General features: G+C 62.4%; 20 protein-coding genes. 12 read left to right on the forward strand and 8 right to left on the reverse strand.

The genetic code is table 11. The annotated features are described in order from the left end of the window. Positions 1 to 37: 37 nt before the first annotated feature. Positions 38 to 322 (reverse strand): BolA family transcriptional regulator, encoded by a 285-nt coding sequence (locus tag C4N04_RS23595; protein WP_183598553.1) that lies wholly within the window; start codon positions 320 to 322, stop codon positions 38 to 40. A gap of 102 nt (positions 323 to 424) precedes the next feature. Here C4N04_RS23595 and C4N04_RS23600 point away from each other — a divergent pair, with 102 nt between their 5' ends. The 5 genes from C4N04_RS23600 to C4N04_RS23620 all read left to right on the forward strand — a co-directional run bounded on the left by C4N04_RS23600 (position 425) and on the right by C4N04_RS23620 (position 5,933). Further along, positions 425 to 1,042 (forward strand): J domain-containing protein, encoded by a 618-nt coding sequence (locus C4N04_RS23600; protein ID WP_096771518.1) that lies wholly within the window; start codon positions 425 to 427, stop codon positions 1,040 to 1,042. A gap of 305 nt (positions 1,043 to 1,347) precedes the next feature. Continuing rightward, positions 1,348 to 2,340, forward strand: a complete 993-nt coding sequence (cobS, locus tag C4N04_RS23605) for a cobaltochelatase subunit CobS (RefSeq protein ID WP_004679595.1) — start codon at positions 1,348 to 1,350, stop codon at positions 2,338 to 2,340. Between the two features lie 12 nt (positions 2,341 to 2,352). Then, positions 2,353 to 4,254, forward strand: a complete 1,902-nt coding sequence (gene cobT, locus C4N04_RS23610) for a cobaltochelatase subunit CobT (protein WP_077992047.1) — start codon at positions 2,353 to 2,355, stop codon at positions 4,252 to 4,254. Positions 4,255 to 4,278: 24 nt separating this feature from the next. Further along, positions 4,279 to 5,304, forward strand: coding sequence for an esterase-like activity of phytase family protein (locus C4N04_RS23615; RefSeq protein WP_096761994.1), 1,026 nt, complete (start codon positions 4,279 to 4,281; stop codon positions 5,302 to 5,304). A 62-nt stretch (positions 5,305 to 5,366) separates the two neighbouring features. Then, positions 5,367 to 5,933 carry an AAA family ATPase gene (locus C4N04_RS23620; RefSeq protein ID WP_106797151.1) on the forward strand — a complete coding sequence of 189 codons (567 nt, stop codon included), beginning with the start codon at positions 5,367 to 5,369 and terminating at the stop codon, positions 5,931 to 5,933. 15 nt (positions 5,934 to 5,948) lie between these two features. Here the strand turns inward: C4N04_RS23620 and C4N04_RS23625 are convergent, their stop codons facing one another. Together C4N04_RS23625 and rpmB are read right to left on the reverse strand one after the other, a co-directional pair. Continuing rightward, a complete protein-coding gene (locus C4N04_RS23625) occupies positions 5,949 to 6,584 on the reverse strand; it encodes a queuosine precursor transporter (protein WP_106797152.1) in 636 nt (211 codons plus the stop codon). Between the two features lie 111 nt (positions 6,585 to 6,695). Next, positions 6,696 to 6,995, reverse strand: a complete 300-nt coding sequence (gene rpmB, locus C4N04_RS23630; protein ID WP_004679586.1) for a 50S ribosomal protein L28 — start codon at positions 6,993 to 6,995, stop codon at positions 6,696 to 6,698. A gap of 241 nt (positions 6,996 to 7,236) precedes the next feature. Here rpmB and C4N04_RS23635 point away from each other — a divergent pair, with 241 nt between their 5' ends. Further along, positions 7,237 to 8,016, forward strand: coding sequence for a DUF3108 domain-containing protein (locus C4N04_RS23635; protein WP_077992036.1), 780 nt, complete (start codon positions 7,237 to 7,239; stop codon positions 8,014 to 8,016). 30 nt (positions 8,017 to 8,046) lie between these two features. After that, entirely contained in the window at positions 8,047 to 8,937 is an 891-nt protein-coding gene (locus tag C4N04_RS23640; RefSeq protein WP_039622509.1) for an EamA family transporter, read from the forward strand. A gap of 3 nt (positions 8,938 to 8,940) precedes the next feature. Here C4N04_RS23640 and C4N04_RS23645 read toward each other — a convergent pair whose 3' ends face one another. Beyond that, complete coding sequence (locus C4N04_RS23645; RefSeq protein ID WP_077992034.1) at positions 8,941 to 9,363, reverse strand: cupin domain-containing protein; 423 nt, start codon at positions 9,361 to 9,363, stop codon at positions 8,941 to 8,943. After that, complete coding sequence (gene gloB, locus C4N04_RS23650; protein WP_077992032.1) at positions 9,363 to 10,133, reverse strand: hydroxyacylglutathione hydrolase; 771 nt, start codon at positions 10,131 to 10,133, stop codon at positions 9,363 to 9,365. The genes C4N04_RS23645 and gloB overlap by 1 nt, the downstream gene beginning before the upstream one ends. Positions 10,134 to 10,186: 53 nt before the next feature. Between gloB and C4N04_RS23655 the strand changes: the two genes are divergently transcribed. The 4 genes from C4N04_RS23655 (at position 10,187) to C4N04_RS23670 (ending at position 13,503) form a co-directional block, all read left to right on the forward strand. Then, positions 10,187 to 10,963 (forward strand): class I SAM-dependent methyltransferase, encoded by a 777-nt coding sequence (locus C4N04_RS23655; protein ID WP_038691615.1) that lies wholly within the window; start codon positions 10,187 to 10,189, stop codon positions 10,961 to 10,963. Between the two features lie 80 nt (positions 10,964 to 11,043). Further along, positions 11,044 to 12,153 (forward strand): histidinol-phosphate transaminase, encoded by a 1,110-nt coding sequence (gene hisC, locus C4N04_RS23660; RefSeq protein ID WP_077992031.1) that lies wholly within the window; start codon positions 11,044 to 11,046, stop codon positions 12,151 to 12,153. Next, positions 12,150 to 13,076, forward strand: a complete 927-nt coding sequence (locus tag C4N04_RS23665; RefSeq protein WP_077992030.1) for a prephenate/arogenate dehydrogenase family protein — start codon at positions 12,150 to 12,152, stop codon at positions 13,074 to 13,076. The genes hisC and C4N04_RS23665 overlap by 4 nt, the downstream gene beginning before the upstream one ends. Positions 13,077 to 13,083: 7 nt before the next feature. Beyond that, positions 13,084 to 13,503 (forward strand): GNAT family N-acetyltransferase, encoded by a 420-nt coding sequence (locus tag C4N04_RS23670; protein ID WP_077992029.1) that lies wholly within the window; start codon positions 13,084 to 13,086, stop codon positions 13,501 to 13,503. A 12-nt stretch (positions 13,504 to 13,515) separates the two neighbouring features. Here the strand turns inward: C4N04_RS23670 and C4N04_RS23675 are convergent, their stop codons facing one another. Next, complete coding sequence (locus tag C4N04_RS23675; protein ID WP_077992028.1) at positions 13,516 to 14,532, reverse strand: DUF2125 domain-containing protein; 1,017 nt, start codon at positions 14,530 to 14,532, stop codon at positions 13,516 to 13,518. 50 nt (positions 14,533 to 14,582) lie between these two features. Between C4N04_RS23675 and C4N04_RS23680 the strand changes: the two genes are divergently transcribed. Continuing rightward, positions 14,583 to 15,113, forward strand: a complete 531-nt coding sequence (locus C4N04_RS23680) for a gamma-glutamylcyclotransferase (RefSeq protein WP_038691608.1) — start codon at positions 14,583 to 14,585, stop codon at positions 15,111 to 15,113. Between the two features lie 67 nt (positions 15,114 to 15,180). Here C4N04_RS23680 and C4N04_RS23685 read toward each other — a convergent pair whose 3' ends face one another. Beyond that, a complete protein-coding gene (locus tag C4N04_RS23685; RefSeq protein ID WP_009995394.1) occupies positions 15,181 to 15,978 on the reverse strand; it encodes a 1-acyl-sn-glycerol-3-phosphate acyltransferase in 798 nt (265 codons plus the stop codon). Positions 15,979 to 16,064: 86 nt separating this feature from the next. After that, complete coding sequence (locus C4N04_RS23690) at positions 16,065 to 16,781, reverse strand: YdcF family protein (protein ID WP_170961493.1); 717 nt, start codon at positions 16,779 to 16,781, stop codon at positions 16,065 to 16,067. Positions 16,782 to 16,846 lie beyond the last annotated feature (65 nt).

The following is a 16,846-nucleotide window of genomic DNA, read 5'->3' on the forward strand; positions in this document are numbered from 1 at the left end:
CTTGGATCGCCGGCGACCATTCCCCATATAGGCGCTGCTACCATCGCGTCGCCTCGCCCGGTGCTGCCGGTTCGACGGCCAGCGCATGGAGGCCGGCATCGAGCTCCGGTTTCAGCAGATCCGTGATGGCGCGGTGGCGCGCCAGCCGCGACAGGCCGGCAAATTTCGCCGAAACGATCCTCACCCGCATGTGGGTTTCGCCGGTGCCTGTGATATCGGGCTGATGGCCGGCGTGCAGGTGGCTTTCGTCGGTGACGCTCAGGCGTTCGGGCGCGAAGGCTTCGACAAGTTTTTCTTCGATGCGGGTCCTGAGGGTCATCATCCGGTCTTGCTGTTGGGCGAAAGGGGTTCCCACCAAGCCAGCAACATTCCCATTTGTCAATTCTTGTTGTCGCCTTCCGACAGCCCCATAATTAGCGCCGCCATGAGACTTGATTCCAAATATTTCGATCGCATCCGAACACGCCGCAAACGCGAGCAGGACGCAGAGCAGGCGCCGCCTACCTGCCAGTGGGACGGCTGCGACAAGAAAGGTTCGCATCGCGCTCCTGTCGGACGCAATGCGGAAGGCCAGTTCTTTTTGTTCTGTTTCGAGCACGTCAAGGAATACAACAAGGGCTACAATTATTTTTCCGGCCTTTCGGACGGCGAGATCGCCCGGTATCAGAAAGAGGCGATCACCGGCCATCGGCCGACATGGACCGTCGGCGTCAACAAGTCGGCGAAGGACAGTCCGCTGCATTCGGAAGTCCGCTCCGGCGCCTATACCCGCGTTCGCGATCCCTTCGGTTTCGTCAAGGAAGGCGGCAAGGGCAGCGGCCCGCGTTTTCCCCAGGCGCGCAAGCTGAAGTCGCTGGAAAGCAAGGCTTTCGATACGATGGGGCTGCACGCCAATGCGACGTCGGCGGAGATCAAGAGCCGCTATAAGGAGCTGGTCAAGAAGCACCATCCGGATGCCAATGGCGGCGACCGCGGCTCGGAGGAGCGCTTCCGCGCCGTCATCCAGGCCTATCAATTGTTGAAGCAGAACGGTTTTTGTTAATTCCCGTCCTTGCTCTTAGGCTTCAATCGGGTATGGTCCAAATCGGCTGAGGCCGCAGGCAAACGCGGCTCCTATTTGCGTGTTTACCCATCGCCTCCGCCGACCTTCCGGACGCGGCGTTTCTTGTCCGGGACTCTTTCAAGAATGCTCGCAAGCGGACATCATCCCGCCGAGGTTTCGTTTCAGTCCCGGAGAAGTATCGCCGACGTTCCGACCTGGACGGGCGCGGAGATAATCGCGGCGTCACGGTTGCGACATGGCCTGAGACAGTATGGCCGGGTGGCATCACCCGCCTTGGAGACATGATGAGCAAGATCGACCTGGATATATCTGAACTGCCCGACACCACCGTTTCGGTTCGCGAGACCTTCGGCATCGATTCGGACATCCGCGTCCCCGCCTACAGCAAGGGCGACGCCTATGTGCCGGACCTCGATCCCGACTATCTGTTCGACCGCGACACGACGCTCGCCATTCTCGCAGGCTTTGCCCATAACCGACGCGTGATGATCTCCGGCTATCACGGCACCGGCAAGTCCTCGCATATCGAACAGGTGGCGGCACGGCTTAACTGGCCCTGCGTGCGCATCAACCTCGACAGCCATGTCAGCCGTATCGATCTCGTCGGCAAGGACGCCATCGTCGTCAAGGACGGGCTGCAGGTCACCGAATTTAAGGACGGTATCCTGCCCTGGGCCTATCAGCACAATGTCGCGCTCGTCTTCGACGAATATGATGCCGGCCGTCCCGACGTGATGTTCGTCATCCAGCGCGTGCTCGAATCCTCCGGCCGCCTGACGCTGCTCGACCAGAGCCGCGTCATCCGGCCGCACCCGGCTTTCCGCCTGTTTGCGACCGCCAATACGATCGGCCTCGGCGATACCACAGGCCTTTATCACGGCACGCAGCAGATCAACCAGGCGCAGATGGACCGCTGGTCGATCGTCACGACGCTGAACTACCTGCCGCACGATCACGAAGTGAATATTGTCGCCGCCAAGGTGAAGAGCTTCGGCAAGGACAGGGAAGGCCGCGAGACCGTGTCGAAGATGGTGCGGGTTGCCGACCTGACGCGTGCCGCCTTCATGAACGGCGACCTCTCCACCGTGATGAGCCCGCGCACGGTCATTACCTGGGCTGAGAACGCCGAGATCTTCGGCGATCTCGCCTTTGCCTTCCGCACCACCTTCCTCAACAAGTGCGATGAGCTGGAGCGGCCGCTGGTGGCCGAGCATTATCAGCGCGCCTTCGGCGTCGAGCTGAAGGAAAGTGCCGCCAACATCGTTCTCGGAGCCTGAGACCGACCGATCATGGCAGCTCGCGGTGACAATTCGAAAGCAAAGCCCGGTGCGCCCGTCGATGTCGAGCCGTTGCGCCGGGCGATATCCGGCTGCGTGCGCTCGATCGCCGGCGACGGCGATGTCGAGGTAACCTTCGCCAATGAACGGCCGGGTATGACCGGCGAGCGCATCCGTCTGCCGGAACTTTCCAAGCGGCCGACGGCGCACGAGCTGGCGGTCACCCGCGGGCTCGGCGATTCCATGGCGCTGCGGCTGGCCTGCCATGACGAAAAGGTGCATACGACGATGGCGCCGCAGGGCTCGGACGCCCGGGTGATCTTCGATGCGGTCGAGCAGGCTCGTGTCGAATCGATCGGTGCGTTGCGCATGGAAGGCGTGGCGTCGAACCTGCGCTCGATGACGGAAGAGAAATATTCCAAGGCGAATTTCACCGGTATCGAACGCCAGGAAGATGCCCCGATCGGTGAAGCCGTCGCGATGATGGTGCGCGAGAAGCTGACCGGCCAGCGCCCGCCGGCCTCCGCCGGCAAGGTGCTCGACCTCTGGCGCGGCTTCATCGAGGACAAGGCCGGCTCCGAACTCGACAACCTGTCGGGCGCAATCAACGACCAGCAGGCCTTCGCCAAGGTGGTCCGCAACATGCTGTCGGCCATGGAGATGGCCGAGGAATACGGCGATGACGACAGCCAAGCCGACAATGACGACCAGTCGGAACAGGAAGACCAGCCGAGCGGCGACGAGCAGGACCAGGACGAGGTCGACGAGGATGCCGGCACCGATGCCGCCCCGGTCGAAGACAGTGAAGTCGCCGACGAACAGATGGAGGACGGCGAGACCGAAGGCGCCGAAATCTCCGACGACGACATGATGGAAGAGGGCGAGGACGATTCGGAAACGCCGGGCGAGACCCGCCGCCCGAACACGCCCTTCGCCGATTTCAACGAGAAGGTCGATTATCACGTCTATACCGAAGAGTTCGACGAGATCATCACCGCCGAGGAGCTCTGCGACGCCGCCGAGCTGGAGCGCCTGCGCGCCTTCCTCGACAAACAGCTGGCGCATCTGCAGGGCGCCGTCGGCCGCCTCGCCAACCGGCTGCAGCGCCGCCTGATGGCGCAGCAGAACCGCTCCTGGGATTTCGACCTGGAGGAAGGTTATCTCGATCCGGCCCGGCTGCAGCGCATCATCATCGATCCGATGCAGGCGCTCTCCTTTAAGATGGAGCGCGACACGCAGTTCCGCGACACGGTCGTCACCCTGCTCATCGACAATTCCGGCTCGATGCGCGGCCGGCCGATCACGGTCGCCGCCACCTGCGCCGACATTCTTGCCCGCACGCTGGAGCGCTGCGGCGTCAAGGTCGAGATCCTCGGCTTTACGACAAAGGCCTGGAAGGGCGGGCAGGCGCGGGAAAGCTGGCTTGCCGGCGGCAAGCCGCAGACGCCGGGCCGCCTCAACGACCTGCGCCATATCGTCTACAAATCGGCCGATGCGCCGTGGCGGCGGGCGCGCGCCAATCTCGGGCTGATGATGCGCGAGGGTCTGCTCAAGGAAAATATCGACGGCGAGGCGCTGATCTGGGCGCATAACCGCCTGCTCGCGCGGCGTGAACAGCGCCGCATCTTGATGATGATCTCGGACGGGGCGCCGGTGGACGATTCGACCCTGTCGGTCAATCCCGGCAATTATCTCGAACGGCATTTGCGTGCCGTCATCGAGCGGATCGAGACCCGTTCACCGGTGGAATTGCTGGCGATCGGTATCGGTCACGATGTGACGCGCTACTACCGCCGGGCCGTGACGATCGTCGACGCCGACGAGCTTGCGGGTGCGATGACCGAGCAGCTTGCCTCGCTCTTCGAAGATCAATCCGTCCAGCCGCGCGGCGGCCGGCTGCGCCGTGCCGGCTGACGCCGCTTCAGGGAAATCGCCGGAATGACAGGCAAGCGCCTCTGCCGTGCGGCCTCGATCGCTCTCTGCGTCGCAACAGGCGCTTGCCCCTCATGGGCGGTCGATGAAGTGCCGGTCATTAGCCGGCAAATATCGGATTTCAGGATCGGCTCTTCGGAGACCAAATTCGGATCGCTGGAATTTCTTGGCGGCCTGGAGATGGTTTCCGGCAAGGCGCTGTTCGGCTCGCTTTCCTCCATCCGCTTCCGGCCGGACCAGAAGCATTTCGTGGTCGTGCTCGATACCGGCCAGTGGCTGACCGGCAGCATCGAGCGCGATGCCAAGGGCAAGCTTTGGGGCGTTTCGGATGTCGAGATCACCCCGATGAAGAACCGCGCCGGGCGTAGCTTCGAGGGTAAGGGCCATATGGATGCCGAGGGCCTGGCGCTCGACGGCGATCGGATCCTGGTCTCCTTCGAGCAGGATCATCGCGTCGATGTCTATCCCGATCCGGGCTTTGCCGAATCGCCGGCGGTCGGCACCCTGCCGCTCCTCATTCCGCGCAAGATGCTGAAGGACAATCGCGGTATCGAGACGATTGCTGTCGCGCCCTCATCGAGCCCGCTCAAGGGCGGTGTGGTCATCGTCTCCGAACGCGGCCTCGACAGCGAGGGCAACCGGGTGGCGGCGGTCCTCAGCGGACCGCTGAAGGGGCGCTTCGCGGTGGCGCGGGACGGGAGTTTCGACGTCACCGACGGCGCCTTCCTGCCGAACGGCGATCTGCTGCTGCTCGAGCGCCGCTTCAATATGGCCGAAGGCATCGGCATGCGCCTTCGACGCATCAAGGGCGCCGATATCAGGCCGGGAGCCGTGGTCGAGGGCGAATTGCTGCTCGAAGGCAATTTCAATTCGCAGATCGACAATATGGAGGGTCTCGATGCTTTTCGGGCGGCCGACGGCACGACCCATATCATTCTGGTGTCGGACGATAATCATTCCATTCTGCAGCGCAATCTGATGCTGGAATTCCGGCTTGACGATGAGCCGCAATTGCTCGGATCGTCAGATTGACGTCACATGCCTCGGTTATCCCGCTGGCGGTATCGCAGAAGCGGCGGTTTCGGAGGAAAATCATGGTGCATATTCATGTCATGGGTGCGTCCGGTTCCGGCACCACGTCGCTCGGCCGTGCGCTTTCCGAAAAGCTGGATATCGCTCATCTCGACACCGACGATTTCTTCTGGCTGCCGACCGATCCGCCGTTCACGACGCCGCGGGATGCCGGCGAGCGCATAAGGCTGTTGCTCGAGGAGACGCGGCGGCCCGGCGGCTGGATTCTTTCCGGATCGGCGCTGAAATGGGGCAGGCCGCTCGAGCCCCTCTACGATCTGATCGTGTTCCTCAGGATCGAGCCGGAGCTTCGCATGGCGCGAATCCGTGCGCGCGAGGCGGCTCGATACGGAGACAGGATCGGGCCCGGCGGCGACATGGAAGCCAAAAGCGGAGAATTCCTGGCATGGGCAGCAAGCTACGATACGGCCGGCCCCGAGCGGCGCAGCCTCGCGGCGCATGAGCAATGGCTGGAAACGCAGACCGCGCCGGTGCTGCGGCTCGATTCGTCGCGAGACATCGACGATCTGCTCGCAGAGGTTCTTCTGCACCCCGCCATCGCCGCCGGTGCGGTCCGGCGGCGTCGGTGAACTTCTCCGGCGTGTTCAGCTGGCGCGGGCGGGCTGCATCGGCCGCAGCACGTTCATCAGCGCGCCGTAGGGCAGCAGCATGACGAGGCCGACGATCATCTTGACGGCGAAATCGCCGATCGCCCAGGAGATCCAGCGCGGAGCTTCTGCTGCGAAGACGCCGAGGATGGGCGCCGATTCGAGCGCGAAAGGATCGTTCCGTCCGAGGACGACGAAAAACGCGGCGAAGGACAGCGAGAAGAACATCACCGTATCGAGCGCCGAGCCGATCAGCGAACCGAGGAGCGGCGCGCGCCACCAGGCTTGGCGGCGAAGGCGGTTGAAAACGGCGATATCGAGCAACTGTCCGGCGAGGTAGGCCGAGCCGGAGGCAATGGCGATACGCGGCACCGAGGTGAAGAGGGAGAGGCTGACGCCGACGACGAAGCCGGCAAAGACGACCTTGCGGGCCGTCTGCGGGCCGAACTGGCGGTTGGTCAGATCGGTGATCAGGAAGGCGACCGGATAGGAAAAGGCGCCCCAGGTCAGGATGTCGGCGAGATTGATGCCGGCGACTTCGGCGTTCAGCGGAAACTGAACGAGGAAGTTGGAGGCGACGACGACAAACGTCATCAGCGCGACATAGGCAATAGTATAGCGGGTCTTCAGCATTTTTTTATCCTGGGTGATGCCACCAGTTGGAGAGACGATCCGGCAAAGCAAAAGGCTTGTCCGGTATCACCCGTTCAAGCCTTTGAAGCCGTATGCAAGAAGGGCAGAAGCTTACGCAGCAACTGCGGCTTCGGCAGTCTTCTTGACGATCTGGCGGCGCAGCAGACGGGCGCGCATCGACAGTTCGTTTTCGCTGGCCTTCAGCAGGAAGGCATCGAGGCCGCCACGATGCTCGACGGAACGAAGAGCAGCAGCCGAAACGCGAAGACGATAACGCTGGTTGAGAGCGTCGGAAATCAGCGTTACCTGGCACAGGTTCGGCAGGAACCGGCGCTTGGTCTTGTTGTTGGCATGGCTGACATTGTTACCAGTCAGGACGGCCTTGCCGGTCAATTCGCACACGCGGGACATGGAACACCTATTCTTGTTTTTCTCGGGCCATCGGATTGCCATCCCCGGCAAAACCGGGCTCGCAATCCAACAGGCATGATTGGAAAGTTGCGGTTCTATAGTCAGAGAGCCTGCTCGCGTCAAGCCAAACCTTGGCCTTTCCCGCAATTCTGTCAAAAAGCTGCTGTTTTCTTCCCTTCAAGGCAGGAGTATAGAGCGTCTCGGCAAGGACTGCCGCGCGCGGTTGGACAAGGCTACACACATGGCTCATTCGGGCAGACGCATTTTCATTTCGGCCATCGCCGCACTCCTTGCCATACCGGCAGCGGCGGCCGAGATCCAGCACCGGACGGTATACCGGGTGACGCTTGCCGGCCTGCCGATCGCGCGCGCCGCGTTCCTCACGCAGATCGAGGACGATCATTCTTACAAAATCGCCGGCGATATCAAATCGGCCGGGCTTGCCAATCTCGTCAAGACTATCTCGGCAAAGACCAGTGTCACCGGCGTCGTGCGCAATGATCGGCTGCAGGCGTTGAAATATTCGCTCTATTATAAGAGCGGCAAGAAGGCCCGCGTCTACGAGGTCAGCTACCGCAACGGCGATATCATCTCGGCGACGACGACCCCGCCGCCGAGGCGGCCGAAGAACTGGATCGACGTCACGCCGCGCGACATGCGCTCGGTGCTCGACCCGATCTCCGGCCTGGTCTTCACCGGCGGCACCAAGGTCTGCTCGCAGACGCTGCCGATCTTCGATGGCGAGACGCGCATGGATCTGGTGCTCTCGCCGAAGGGCGACGAGGATTTTTCCACCGACGGCTTCAAGGGCAAGGCGGTTGTCTGCGGCGTCCGCTTCGTGCCGCGCTCGGGCTACAAGAAGGGCCGCAAGGACATTGACTATCTGAGCAAAAGCGACCGCATGGAAATCTGGTTTGCCAAGTCGGACGTGGCAAATGTATATGCTCCTGTTTATGTGCGCATTCCGACCGAATATGGAATGGTGACGATCACTGCCGTCAAATATGGCAGCGTCAGCTGACGGAGCTTTCGCCTCCGTGAAGGGGGACAGGTGAAACTTCGCGCGACGCTGATCGGCTTTACGGCCATTCTGATGTGGTCGTTCCTGGCGCTGTTTACGGCTGCTTCGGGCAAGATGCCGCCGTTCCAGCTTTCGGCCATCTGCTTTGCGATCGGCAGCGTCCCCGGTCTCGTCGTGCTTATTCTCAACCCGTCGCGGCTGACGCTGCTGAAGCAGCCGGCAAAGGTGTGGCTGACCGGCATTGCCGGGCTCTTCGGCTACCATTTCCTCTATTTCACCGCGCTCAGGAACGCGCCGGCGGTGGAGGCGGGGCTGATCGCCTATCTCTGGCCGCTGCTGATCGTCGTCGGCTCGGCGCTGCTGCCGGGCGAACGGCTGCGTTGGTATCACGTGGCGGGCGCGCTGGCCGGGCTTTGCGGCACCTTCCTGATCGTCGGCCGCAACGGCATCGATTTCGACGGCGCCTATGCCGTCGGTTACGGCGCCGCCTTCCTCTGCGCCTTCACTTGGTCGGGCTATTCGTTGTTGACGCGGCGCTTCGAGGCCGTCTCCACCGACGTCGTCACCGGCTTCTGCCTTGCGACATCAATCCTGTCGTTGTTCTGCCATCTCGGCCTGGAAGTGACCGTCTGGCCGGCAACGGGCTTCGAGTGGATCGCCGTCATCGGGCTCGGGCTTTTGCCCGTCGGCGCAGCCTTTTACGCCTGGGATTACGGCGTCAAGAACGGCGATATCCAGATCCTCGGCGCGGCAAGTTATGCAGCACCCCTGCTTTCGACGCTGATCCTGACGCTGTTCGGATTTGCAGAGCCGAGCTGGCGTATCGCGCTCGCCTGCCTGCTCGTCACCGGCGGGGCGGTACTGGCCGCCCAGGAGATGTTCCGTCGCAAGTCCCGGCTGCGGCCGGCCGCGGCGAAATAGGGTTCAGCCGCCGGGCTTCCAGCCGGGTGGGGCCATTTCGAAGCTTGCAAATACGAAACCGGGCGAAACGGTGCAGCCGACCAGGGTGAAATCGCCAAGGGTTTCCGCCGATTGCCACCAATTGGCGGGAATGACCGCTTGCGGCCGCTCGCCGGCGATCAGATTCGGTCCGAGCGTCAGGGTCTCGCTTGCCGCCCCATCCTGAGAGCGGTGCAGCGCCAGCGGCGCGCCGGCGTAATAATGCCAAATCTCGGCGGCGTCGTGGACGCGATGCCAGTGCGAGCGCTGCCCGCTGGTCAGGAGGTAATAGATCGCGGTCGAATGTCCGCGCTCTCCGCCCGCCGCATCGCGGAATGTCTCGACGTACCAACCGCCTTCCGGATGCGGCTGCAAGCCAAGTTGCCGGACAATGTCCTCGGGCGACATCAGAAATTGTCCTTGCGCTTGCGGATTTCGGCGAAGACTTCCTCGTTCGTCTTGCCCTCCATGATCAGGTTGCGGCGGATGGCCGGATCGCCGGCGCGCAGGAATGGATTGGTTTCCTTTTCCAGTCCCAGTGTCGTCGGAATGGTGAATTTGCCCTCGGCGCGCAAAGCCTCGATCTCGGCGGCGCGGCTCTTCAGGCGTTCGTTGTCGGGATCGATCGTCAGCGCGAAGCGGGCGTTAGAGAGCGTATATTCATGGCCGAAATAGATGGCCGTCTCATCCGGCAGCACGGCAAGTTTCTGCAGCGAATGCCACATGTCGGCGGCTGGGCGCTCGAACAGACGGCCGCAGCCGAGAGCAAACAGCGTGTCGGCGGCAAAAAGCAGCTTGTCATCGACGAAGTGATAGCAGATGTGGCCGGCGGTGTGGCCCGGCGTCTCGATCACGTTGACCGTGTGGTTGCCGAAGAGGAACCTGTCGCCATCCGCCATCGTCCGGTCGAGGCCGGGAATGGCAACGGCCTCGTTGATCGGGCCGATAATTTCACAGCCGAACTGCTCCTTCAGCGCCAGATTGGCGGCGACGTGATCGGTGTGATGATGGGTGGTAAAGATATGCGTGATCTTCCAGCCGCGCCGTGTCGCCGCTTCCAGGATCGGCGCCTCCTCCGGCGCATCGATCGCCGCGGTAAATCCCGTCTCCGGATCGTGCACGAGAACGCCGAAGTTATCGGTGCGGCAGAGAAAAACGTCTAATTCCAAAGGTTTCATCGTTCAATAATCCTTTGTCATGCGAGTCTCGCGGGAATGTAGAGGTTCCGGCCTTGAAGTCCAACCGCCCGCTGATAACATTTATTGCAATGCACGCCGATATCGTCGACCTACGTCAGTTCTATCATTCCGACCTCGGGCGTTTTGCCGAGCAGTCGATCGCCATGGCGCTGTCGTCGCTCTGGGTGCGCCTGCCGCAGGAGCGCCTTGTCGGTCTCGGTTATGCCGTGCCCTTCCTCGATCGATTCCAGGCCGATACCGAACGCACCTTCGCCTTCATGCCGGCCGGACAGGGCGCAGTGAACTGGCCGATGGGCTCGCTGTCGTCGACGACGCTGATTTTCGATGAGGAACTGCCGCTGCCGGATTCCTCGATCGACCGGGTGTTGATGGTGCATTCGCTGGAATTTGCCGAAAGCCCGCGCGAGACGCTGAAGGAACTCTGGCGGGTGCTGGCACCGGGCGGACGGCTTGTCATCGTCGTGCCGAACCGGCGCGGCGTGTGGGCCCGCATGGAGCATACGCCCTTTGGTTCGGGCCGGCCCTATTCGCGCGGTCAGCTGACGCATCTGCTGCGCGAGACGAATTTCACGCCCGGCGCGACGGCCGAAGCGCTGTTCTTTCCGCCCTCGAAACTCAGGACCATCCTGCGGCTTCGCCGCGCCTTCGAGCGGATCGGCCGGACGCTGTGGCCAGCCTTTTCGGGCGTCATCATCGTCGAGGCGCAGAAGCGGCTCTATCAGGGACTGCCGGTGGCGGCACGCGCTTCCCGCCGCGTCTTCGTACCGGTGCTCGCACCCCACGGCGTGCCGACGGCGCGCAACCGGTGACCCCGTTCCGGGCTCTCGACAAGAACCGCATTCCGCTTTAATGCCACTTGGTCATTTTCCGGAAAATCCAAGGTCGACCCATGAGCGTTGAGATCAGCAAGCCCGTTCCGCGTCCCGGTATTCTCGATATTGCATCCTATGTGCCGGGCAAGGAACATGCGCCGGGTGTTGCCCGAGTCTACAAGCTCTCTTCCAACGAAACGCCGCTCGGCGCCAGCCCGAAAGCGATCGAGGCCGTCAAGGCCGCTGCCGATAATCTCGGACGGTATCCCGACGGACAGGCGATCGAACTGCGCGAGGCGATCGCCGCCGTGCACGGCCTCAATCCGGCAAACATCCTCTGCGGCAACGGTTCGGACGAACTGCTCGGCCTGCTCTGCCATGTCTATCTCGGCCCGGGCGACGAAGGCATCATCACCGAGCACGGCTTCCTCGTCTACAAGATCCAGATCATGGGGACGGGTGCCACGCCCGTCGTCGTCAAGGAAAAGGACTACACCGTCGATGTCGACGCGATTTTGGCCGCGGTGACGGAAAGGACGAAGATCGTCTTCATCGCCAATCCCGGCAATCCCACCGGCACTTATGTTCCGGTCAGCGAAATCCGCCGCCTGCAGGCAAGCCTGCCGAAACACGTCGTCCTCGTGCTCGATGCGGCTTACGCCGAATATGTGCGCCGCAACGACTACGAAGCCGGCATCGAGGTAGTGTCTTCCAGCTCCAACGTGGTGATGACCCGCACCTTTTCGAAGGCCTACGGTCTGGCGGCGCTGCGCGTCGGCTGGATGTACGCGCCGGCCGAGATCGTCGACGCGGTGAACCGCGTCCGCGCGCCGTTCAACCTGAATGCGGCGGCGATCGCTGCCGGTGCCGCGGCCATCCGCGACCAGGCTTTCGTCCAGCAGGCCGTCTCCTACAACCAGATGTGGGTGGAAACGCTGACGGAGGCGCTGGAAGCGATCGGGCTGAAAGTCACGCCTTCGGTCGCCAATTTCGTCCTCATCCATTTCCCCGAGATCGATGGCAAGCGTGCCGCCGATGCGGACGAACTACTGACGAGCCGCGGTTACATCCTGCGAGCCGTGCGCAGCTACGGCTTTTCCAATGCGCTGCGCATGAGCATCGGTCCTGAAGAAGCCAATCGCGGCGTCATCGCAGCACTCCGCGAATTCATGGGACGTCAGGCATGAGCGTGCTGTTTGACCGAATCGCGCTGATCGGCATCGGCCTGATCGGATCTTCGCTCGCCCACGACATTCGGCGGCTCGGGCTGACGAAAGAGATCGTCGTCGCCACACGCAGCGCCGATACGCTGAAGCGTGCCGAAGAGCTTGGCCTCGGCGATCGCTATACGACCTCTTCGGCAGAGGCCGTCAAGCATGCCGACCTCATCATCGTTTCGGTGCCGGTCGGTGCTTCGGAAAGCGTGGCGAAGGAAATCGCCGGCAACCTCCAGCCCGGCGCAATCGTCACCGATGTCGGCTCCACCAAGGCGTCCGTCATCGCGCAGATGCAGCCGCATATGCCTGAGAATGTACATTTCATCCCCGGCCATCCGCTGGCCGGCACGGAAAAGTCCGGTCCCGATGCCGGCTTTCCCGGCCTCTTCGAAGGCCGCTGGTGCATCTTCACGCCGGTCGCGGAAACCGACGAGACGGCGCTGAAGCGGCTGCGCGGCTTTTGGGAGGCGCTCGGCTCGAAGGTCGACGAGATGGATGCGGAACATCACGACAAGGTGCTGGCGATCGTCTCGCACCTGCCGCATATCATCGCCTACAACATCGTCGGCACCGCCGACGATCTGGAGACGGTGACGGAATCGGAAGTCATCAAATATTCCGCCTCCGGCTTTCGCGACTTCACCCGTCTCGCCGCCTCCGACCCGACGATGTGGCGCGATGTCTGCCTGCACAATCGCGATGCCATCCTTGAAATGCTGGCACGCTTCTCGGAGGATCTCGCCTATCTGCAGCGGGCGATCCGCTGGGGTGAGGGCGACAAGATCTTCGAACTTTTCACCCGCACGCGCGCCATCCGCCGCTCGATCGTCCAGGCCGGCCAGGACGTCGATGCCCCCGATTTCGGCCGCCCCCATCCGCTGGACAAGAAGTAGCCGCGCGATGGTGGAGGTGGTCAGCGCGACCCAGGCGGATATCGATTGGCTGGTGCGCGAAGATGCCAATGCCGGCAAGGCATGGATATCGCGATGCGTGGCGCTCGGCGAATATCTCGTCGCCAAGGAGGCCGGCGAGATCGTTGGCTTCCTGCGCTTCTCGCGCTTCTGGGGCAGGGTTCCCTATATGGAAATGATCCGTATCCAGACTGCCCGTCGCCGGTCGGGTGTCGGCACGGCGCTGTTTCTTGCCTGGGAACAGGCGATGCGTGCCGAGGGCGCCCGCATGCTGATGACATCGAGCGAATGCGACGAGAGCCGGCCGCAGGACTGGCATCGCCGCAACGGATTTATCGAAACCGGCGCCATCGAGCTGCCCGGTCTGCAATCGGTGCCCGAGGTTTTCTTCATCAAGCACATCGGCTGAAAGGCGAGCCTCTCAGATCGGCGGTATCCGGCCGAGCGGGATGAAGCCGCTGACGGTGGCGTTGCCATGATCGACAACGAGATCGACCGACACCTTATCCTTGCCGCCGGCAAGCGATTTCAAGAGCTTGGTCGCCGTGTTGACGGTCGATGCAATGTCCGGGAAGGTCTGCTTCAGGCTGTCGCCCCATGGTCCGAGCCGTTCGATCTCCAGCTTGAATTTTCCCGACAGGAAACCCTGTTCGTCGAAGGAGAAGGGACCGGTCAGCGTCATGACCTTGCCGTCCCCGATGTCGGCGACGACGCGGCGCAGCTCGCCGGCTGCGCCATTGAGGCCATTCGGGTCGCTGCCGTCGATCAGGCCGGCCTTGCCGGTAACGGTGAGATCGATGCTGGCGGAGAGTTTCGGGAAGACCTGGGGCCAGTCCGTGATTGCGGTATTCGCATCCTGCACGGAGATCGCGCCGTCGAGATCGGCGCCGTTCTGGCGCAGATGGATTTCCGTACGGGCGGCATCGAAGCTTACGGTCTGGCCGGTGAAGGAAGAGACCGCCGTCGCCTTCAGGCCCTCGATGAGGATCGAGCTGCGGTCGATGCCCTTCAGTCTGGTCGCCAGGCTCGACTGCAGGTTCGCCCACTGGGCCGAGATCGAGAGGCCGTTGCTGGTGCGGATCTCGGCCGGGGAATCGAGTTCCCAGACGATATTGCCGGGCGCATAGACCTGGGCTGCCGAGCGCAGGGCGCCGAAGGTGGCGGAGACGCCGTTGACGCTGTCGTCGACATCGACCTTGGAGCAGAACAGGCCGATGCGGAAGGGATAGCCGCGGAATTCGATATCGGAGCATTCGCCGCTGACGCCCGCCTGATCGCGCGGCGCGATCGCTTTCAGCACCGTGGTCTTCAACGCCGATGCCGCATAGAACCAGCCGCCGGTATAAAGCGCGATCACCAGGAGAATGCCTCCGCCCAGCAACCAGAATTTCTTGCCGCTGCTGGATTGACCGCTGCCGGATCGGCTTGACGCTGCCATGATGTTCTCCAATGGTGAATCGCGAATGTGATTCCGGTCTGGCGTGCGATATGGACGAATTTTGGGTGTTTGGCTACGGCTCGCTGATGTGGAATCCGGGCTTTGAGTTTCTGGAACGGGCAGAAGCCCTGGTGCATGGTTACAGGCGTTCGCTCTGTGTCCGGTCCTTCGTTCATCGCGGAACGCGCGACAATCCGGGCCTCGTCCTCGGCCTCGACAGGGGCGGCGCCTGCCGCGGCATGGCCTTCCGGATTGCGCCGGACAGATGGGATGAGGTGATCGAGTATCTCCGCGCCCGCGAACTTGTCACCAATGTCTATCTGGAACGCCGGGTCCGGCTGCAGTTCGCAGGGGGTCGCAGGACGCAGGCGGTGACCTATGTCGCTGATCGCGACCACGAGCAATATGCCGGCACGCTTGACACGCTCGCGGCGGCACGGGTGGTGAACGAGGCCAGGGGCCAGTCCGGTCCGAACGATGCCTATGTCTTCAACACGCTTGCGCATCTGAGGCAGATGGGCATTCGCGATCAGTGGCTGGAGCAGGTCGTCAACGAGGTGGAACGGCTGCGGGCTGCCTGATTCTTTAAATCGGTATCGATTTAAGGAATCAGACAGCAACTCAAAGTGTTACAGCGTCCTTGTAATTTCAGGCCGTCGCCGCCTTCACTTTGCGTAGCTCGGTCAACCTGGCGATCGCTGTCGGCGGCAGCGGCAGATGCGGATTCCGTTCGATGGTGTCGAGCAAGAGCTCGTCGCTTGCCCGTTCGGTCACCTCGATCAGGTGGGCGAAGAAGGCGTCCGGATCCATTCCCGGCATGATCGGCGGCAGGATTCTCACCTTGAAATGGCCGGGATAACGGCGGATGCTCCGCCGCGGCCAGAACAGGCCGGGATGCATGGCGACCGGCACGACGGGAATGCCAAGGTCGCGGTACATGCGGGCTATGCCGTATTTATAGACCGGCTCGGCGCCTGGCGGGCGGCGGGTGCCCTCGGGATAGATGATGAGCTGGCGGCCGGTCGAAAGCTCTTCCCTCGTGCGCTTCAACACGTCCACCATCACCTTGCCGCGGGCGCCGCGATCGACCGGGATCATGCGCTGCTTTTTTGCATACCAGCCGAAGAGCGGAATCCACATCAGCTCGCGCTTCAAAATGTAGACCGGGTCCTTGAGCCGCGGCAGCAGCGCATAGGTGTCCCAGAAGGACTGATGCTTCGGCGCCAGGATGTAGCTGCCGTCAGGCAGGTTCTCCAGTCCTTCGATCTCAAAGGTCGTTCCGACGATCACGCGCATCAGCCAGTGATTGGAGCGCGCCCAGTTCTTCGGGATTTCATAGGCGGTAAGCCGCGGCACCACGAAATAATAGGGCGAGAGCACGATCATCCGGATGATGAGATTGGCATAGAAGATCGTGTTGAAGAGGACGGAACGCAGGGCGATCATGAAATTTTCCCGAGGCATGCTCACGCGACCGGCCTACACGATATTGTCCGTCATAAAAAGCGTTTGATGCCATCCGAATGTAAAACCTAGTCTGAGGCGGATACGCTGGCCGAGCGCAATCCGGTATGACGGCCGAAGCCGGTGATGTTGCGGGCGCCGGCCAGCAGCACCTTCAGATATTCGGCCAGCATGACGCGCATCGCGTTCGGATCGGTGAACCAGTTGCGGGTCTTCAGATCCGAGTTGACCACGGGATAGGGGATGAACTCGATGTCGGGATCGACATAGGAGAGCTCGGCGAGGGTGCGCGGCATATGGTAATTGTTGGTGACGACCAGCACGCTTCTGTATCCCTTGGCATGGATCCAGTTGGAGGTTTCCTCGGCATTGCCGATCGTGTCTATCGCATCATGACCGATATCGACGCAGCAGGAGAAAAGATCGGCCGAGCCCTGCGTCATCTTGCGGATCTGAGCCGGCGTCGTCGTCGGGTGGACGCCGGAGATCAGGAGCCGCTTGCCGGCACCCTTCTGCAACAGTTCCACGGCCTGGTCGATGCGCTGGTAGCCCCCTGTCAGCACGACGATCGCGTCCGCCTTCGGTTCGACCGGGGGCTTAAGCGTCGTCACGGAATCGGCAAAGCGCAGGAAGCCGCCGAACAACAGGGCGATCGCCAGGACGCAACCAAAGCCGCCCCAGCGCAGCAGGCGGCGTATCGGGCCGCGTCGCGGCGGCAGGCCCGCCGGGCGATCAAGCTCCGGATCCTGCCGAATCGGGTTGCGTGTCGTATGGCCCATGGTCATGAATCGTGATTATACGCTGATTACGGCGTGGAACAGACGCTTTAATGACAAAACGACATGGTCAC

It is taken from the genome of Rhizobium sp. H4, assembly GCF_003013335.1.
Lineage (GTDB): Bacteria > Pseudomonadota > Alphaproteobacteria > Rhizobiales > Rhizobiaceae > Rhizobium > Rhizobium sophoriradicis.

Bases quoted from the DNA above. Each gene is read 5' to 3' on its own strand.
- C4N04_RS23595 (WP_183598553.1), bottom strand. From the start codon at position 322: ATGATGACCCTCAGGACCCGCATCGAAGAAAAACTTGTCGAAGCCTTC.
- C4N04_RS23600 (WP_096771518.1), top strand. From the start codon at position 425: ATGAGACTTGATTCCAAATATTTCGATCGCATCCGAACACGCCGCAAA.
- cobS (WP_004679595.1), top strand. From the start codon at position 1,348: ATGAGCAAGATCGACCTGGATATATCTGAACTGCCCGACACCACCGTT.
- cobT (WP_077992047.1), top strand. From the start codon at position 2,353: ATGGCAGCTCGCGGTGACAATTCGAAAGCAAAGCCCGGTGCGCCCGTC.
- C4N04_RS23615 (WP_096761994.1), top strand. From the start codon at position 4,279: ATGACAGGCAAGCGCCTCTGCCGTGCGGCCTCGATCGCTCTCTGCGTC.
- C4N04_RS23620 (WP_106797151.1), top strand. From the start codon at position 5,367: ATGGTGCATATTCATGTCATGGGTGCGTCCGGTTCCGGCACCACGTCG.
- C4N04_RS23625 (WP_106797152.1), bottom strand. From the start codon at position 6,584: ATGCTGAAGACCCGCTATACTATTGCCTATGTCGCGCTGATGACGTTT.
- rpmB (WP_004679586.1), bottom strand. From the start codon at position 6,995: ATGTCCCGCGTGTGCGAATTGACCGGCAAGGCCGTCCTGACTGGTAAC.
- C4N04_RS23635 (WP_077992036.1), top strand. From the start codon at position 7,237: ATGGCTCATTCGGGCAGACGCATTTTCATTTCGGCCATCGCCGCACTC.
- C4N04_RS23645 (WP_077992034.1), bottom strand. From the start codon at position 9,363: ATGTCGCCCGAGGACATTGTCCGGCAACTTGGCTTGCAGCCGCATCCG.
- gloB (WP_077992032.1), bottom strand. From the start codon at position 10,133: ATGAAACCTTTGGAATTAGACGTTTTTCTCTGCCGCACCGATAACTTC.
- hisC (WP_077992031.1), top strand. From the start codon at position 11,044: ATGAGCGTTGAGATCAGCAAGCCCGTTCCGCGTCCCGGTATTCTCGAT.
- C4N04_RS23665 (WP_077992030.1), top strand. From the start codon at position 12,150: ATGAGCGTGCTGTTTGACCGAATCGCGCTGATCGGCATCGGCCTGATC.
- C4N04_RS23670 (WP_077992029.1), top strand. From the start codon at position 13,084: ATGGTGGAGGTGGTCAGCGCGACCCAGGCGGATATCGATTGGCTGGTG.
- C4N04_RS23675 (WP_077992028.1), bottom strand. From the start codon at position 14,532: ATGGCAGCGTCAAGCCGATCCGGCAGCGGTCAATCCAGCAGCGGCAAG.
- C4N04_RS23680 (WP_038691608.1), top strand. From the start codon at position 14,583: ATGGACGAATTTTGGGTGTTTGGCTACGGCTCGCTGATGTGGAATCCG.
- C4N04_RS23685 (WP_009995394.1), bottom strand. From the start codon at position 15,978: ATGATCGCCCTGCGTTCCGTCCTCTTCAACACGATCTTCTATGCCAAT.
- C4N04_RS23690 (WP_170961493.1), bottom strand. From the start codon at position 16,781: ATGACCATGGGCCATACGACACGCAACCCGATTCGGCAGGATCCGGAG.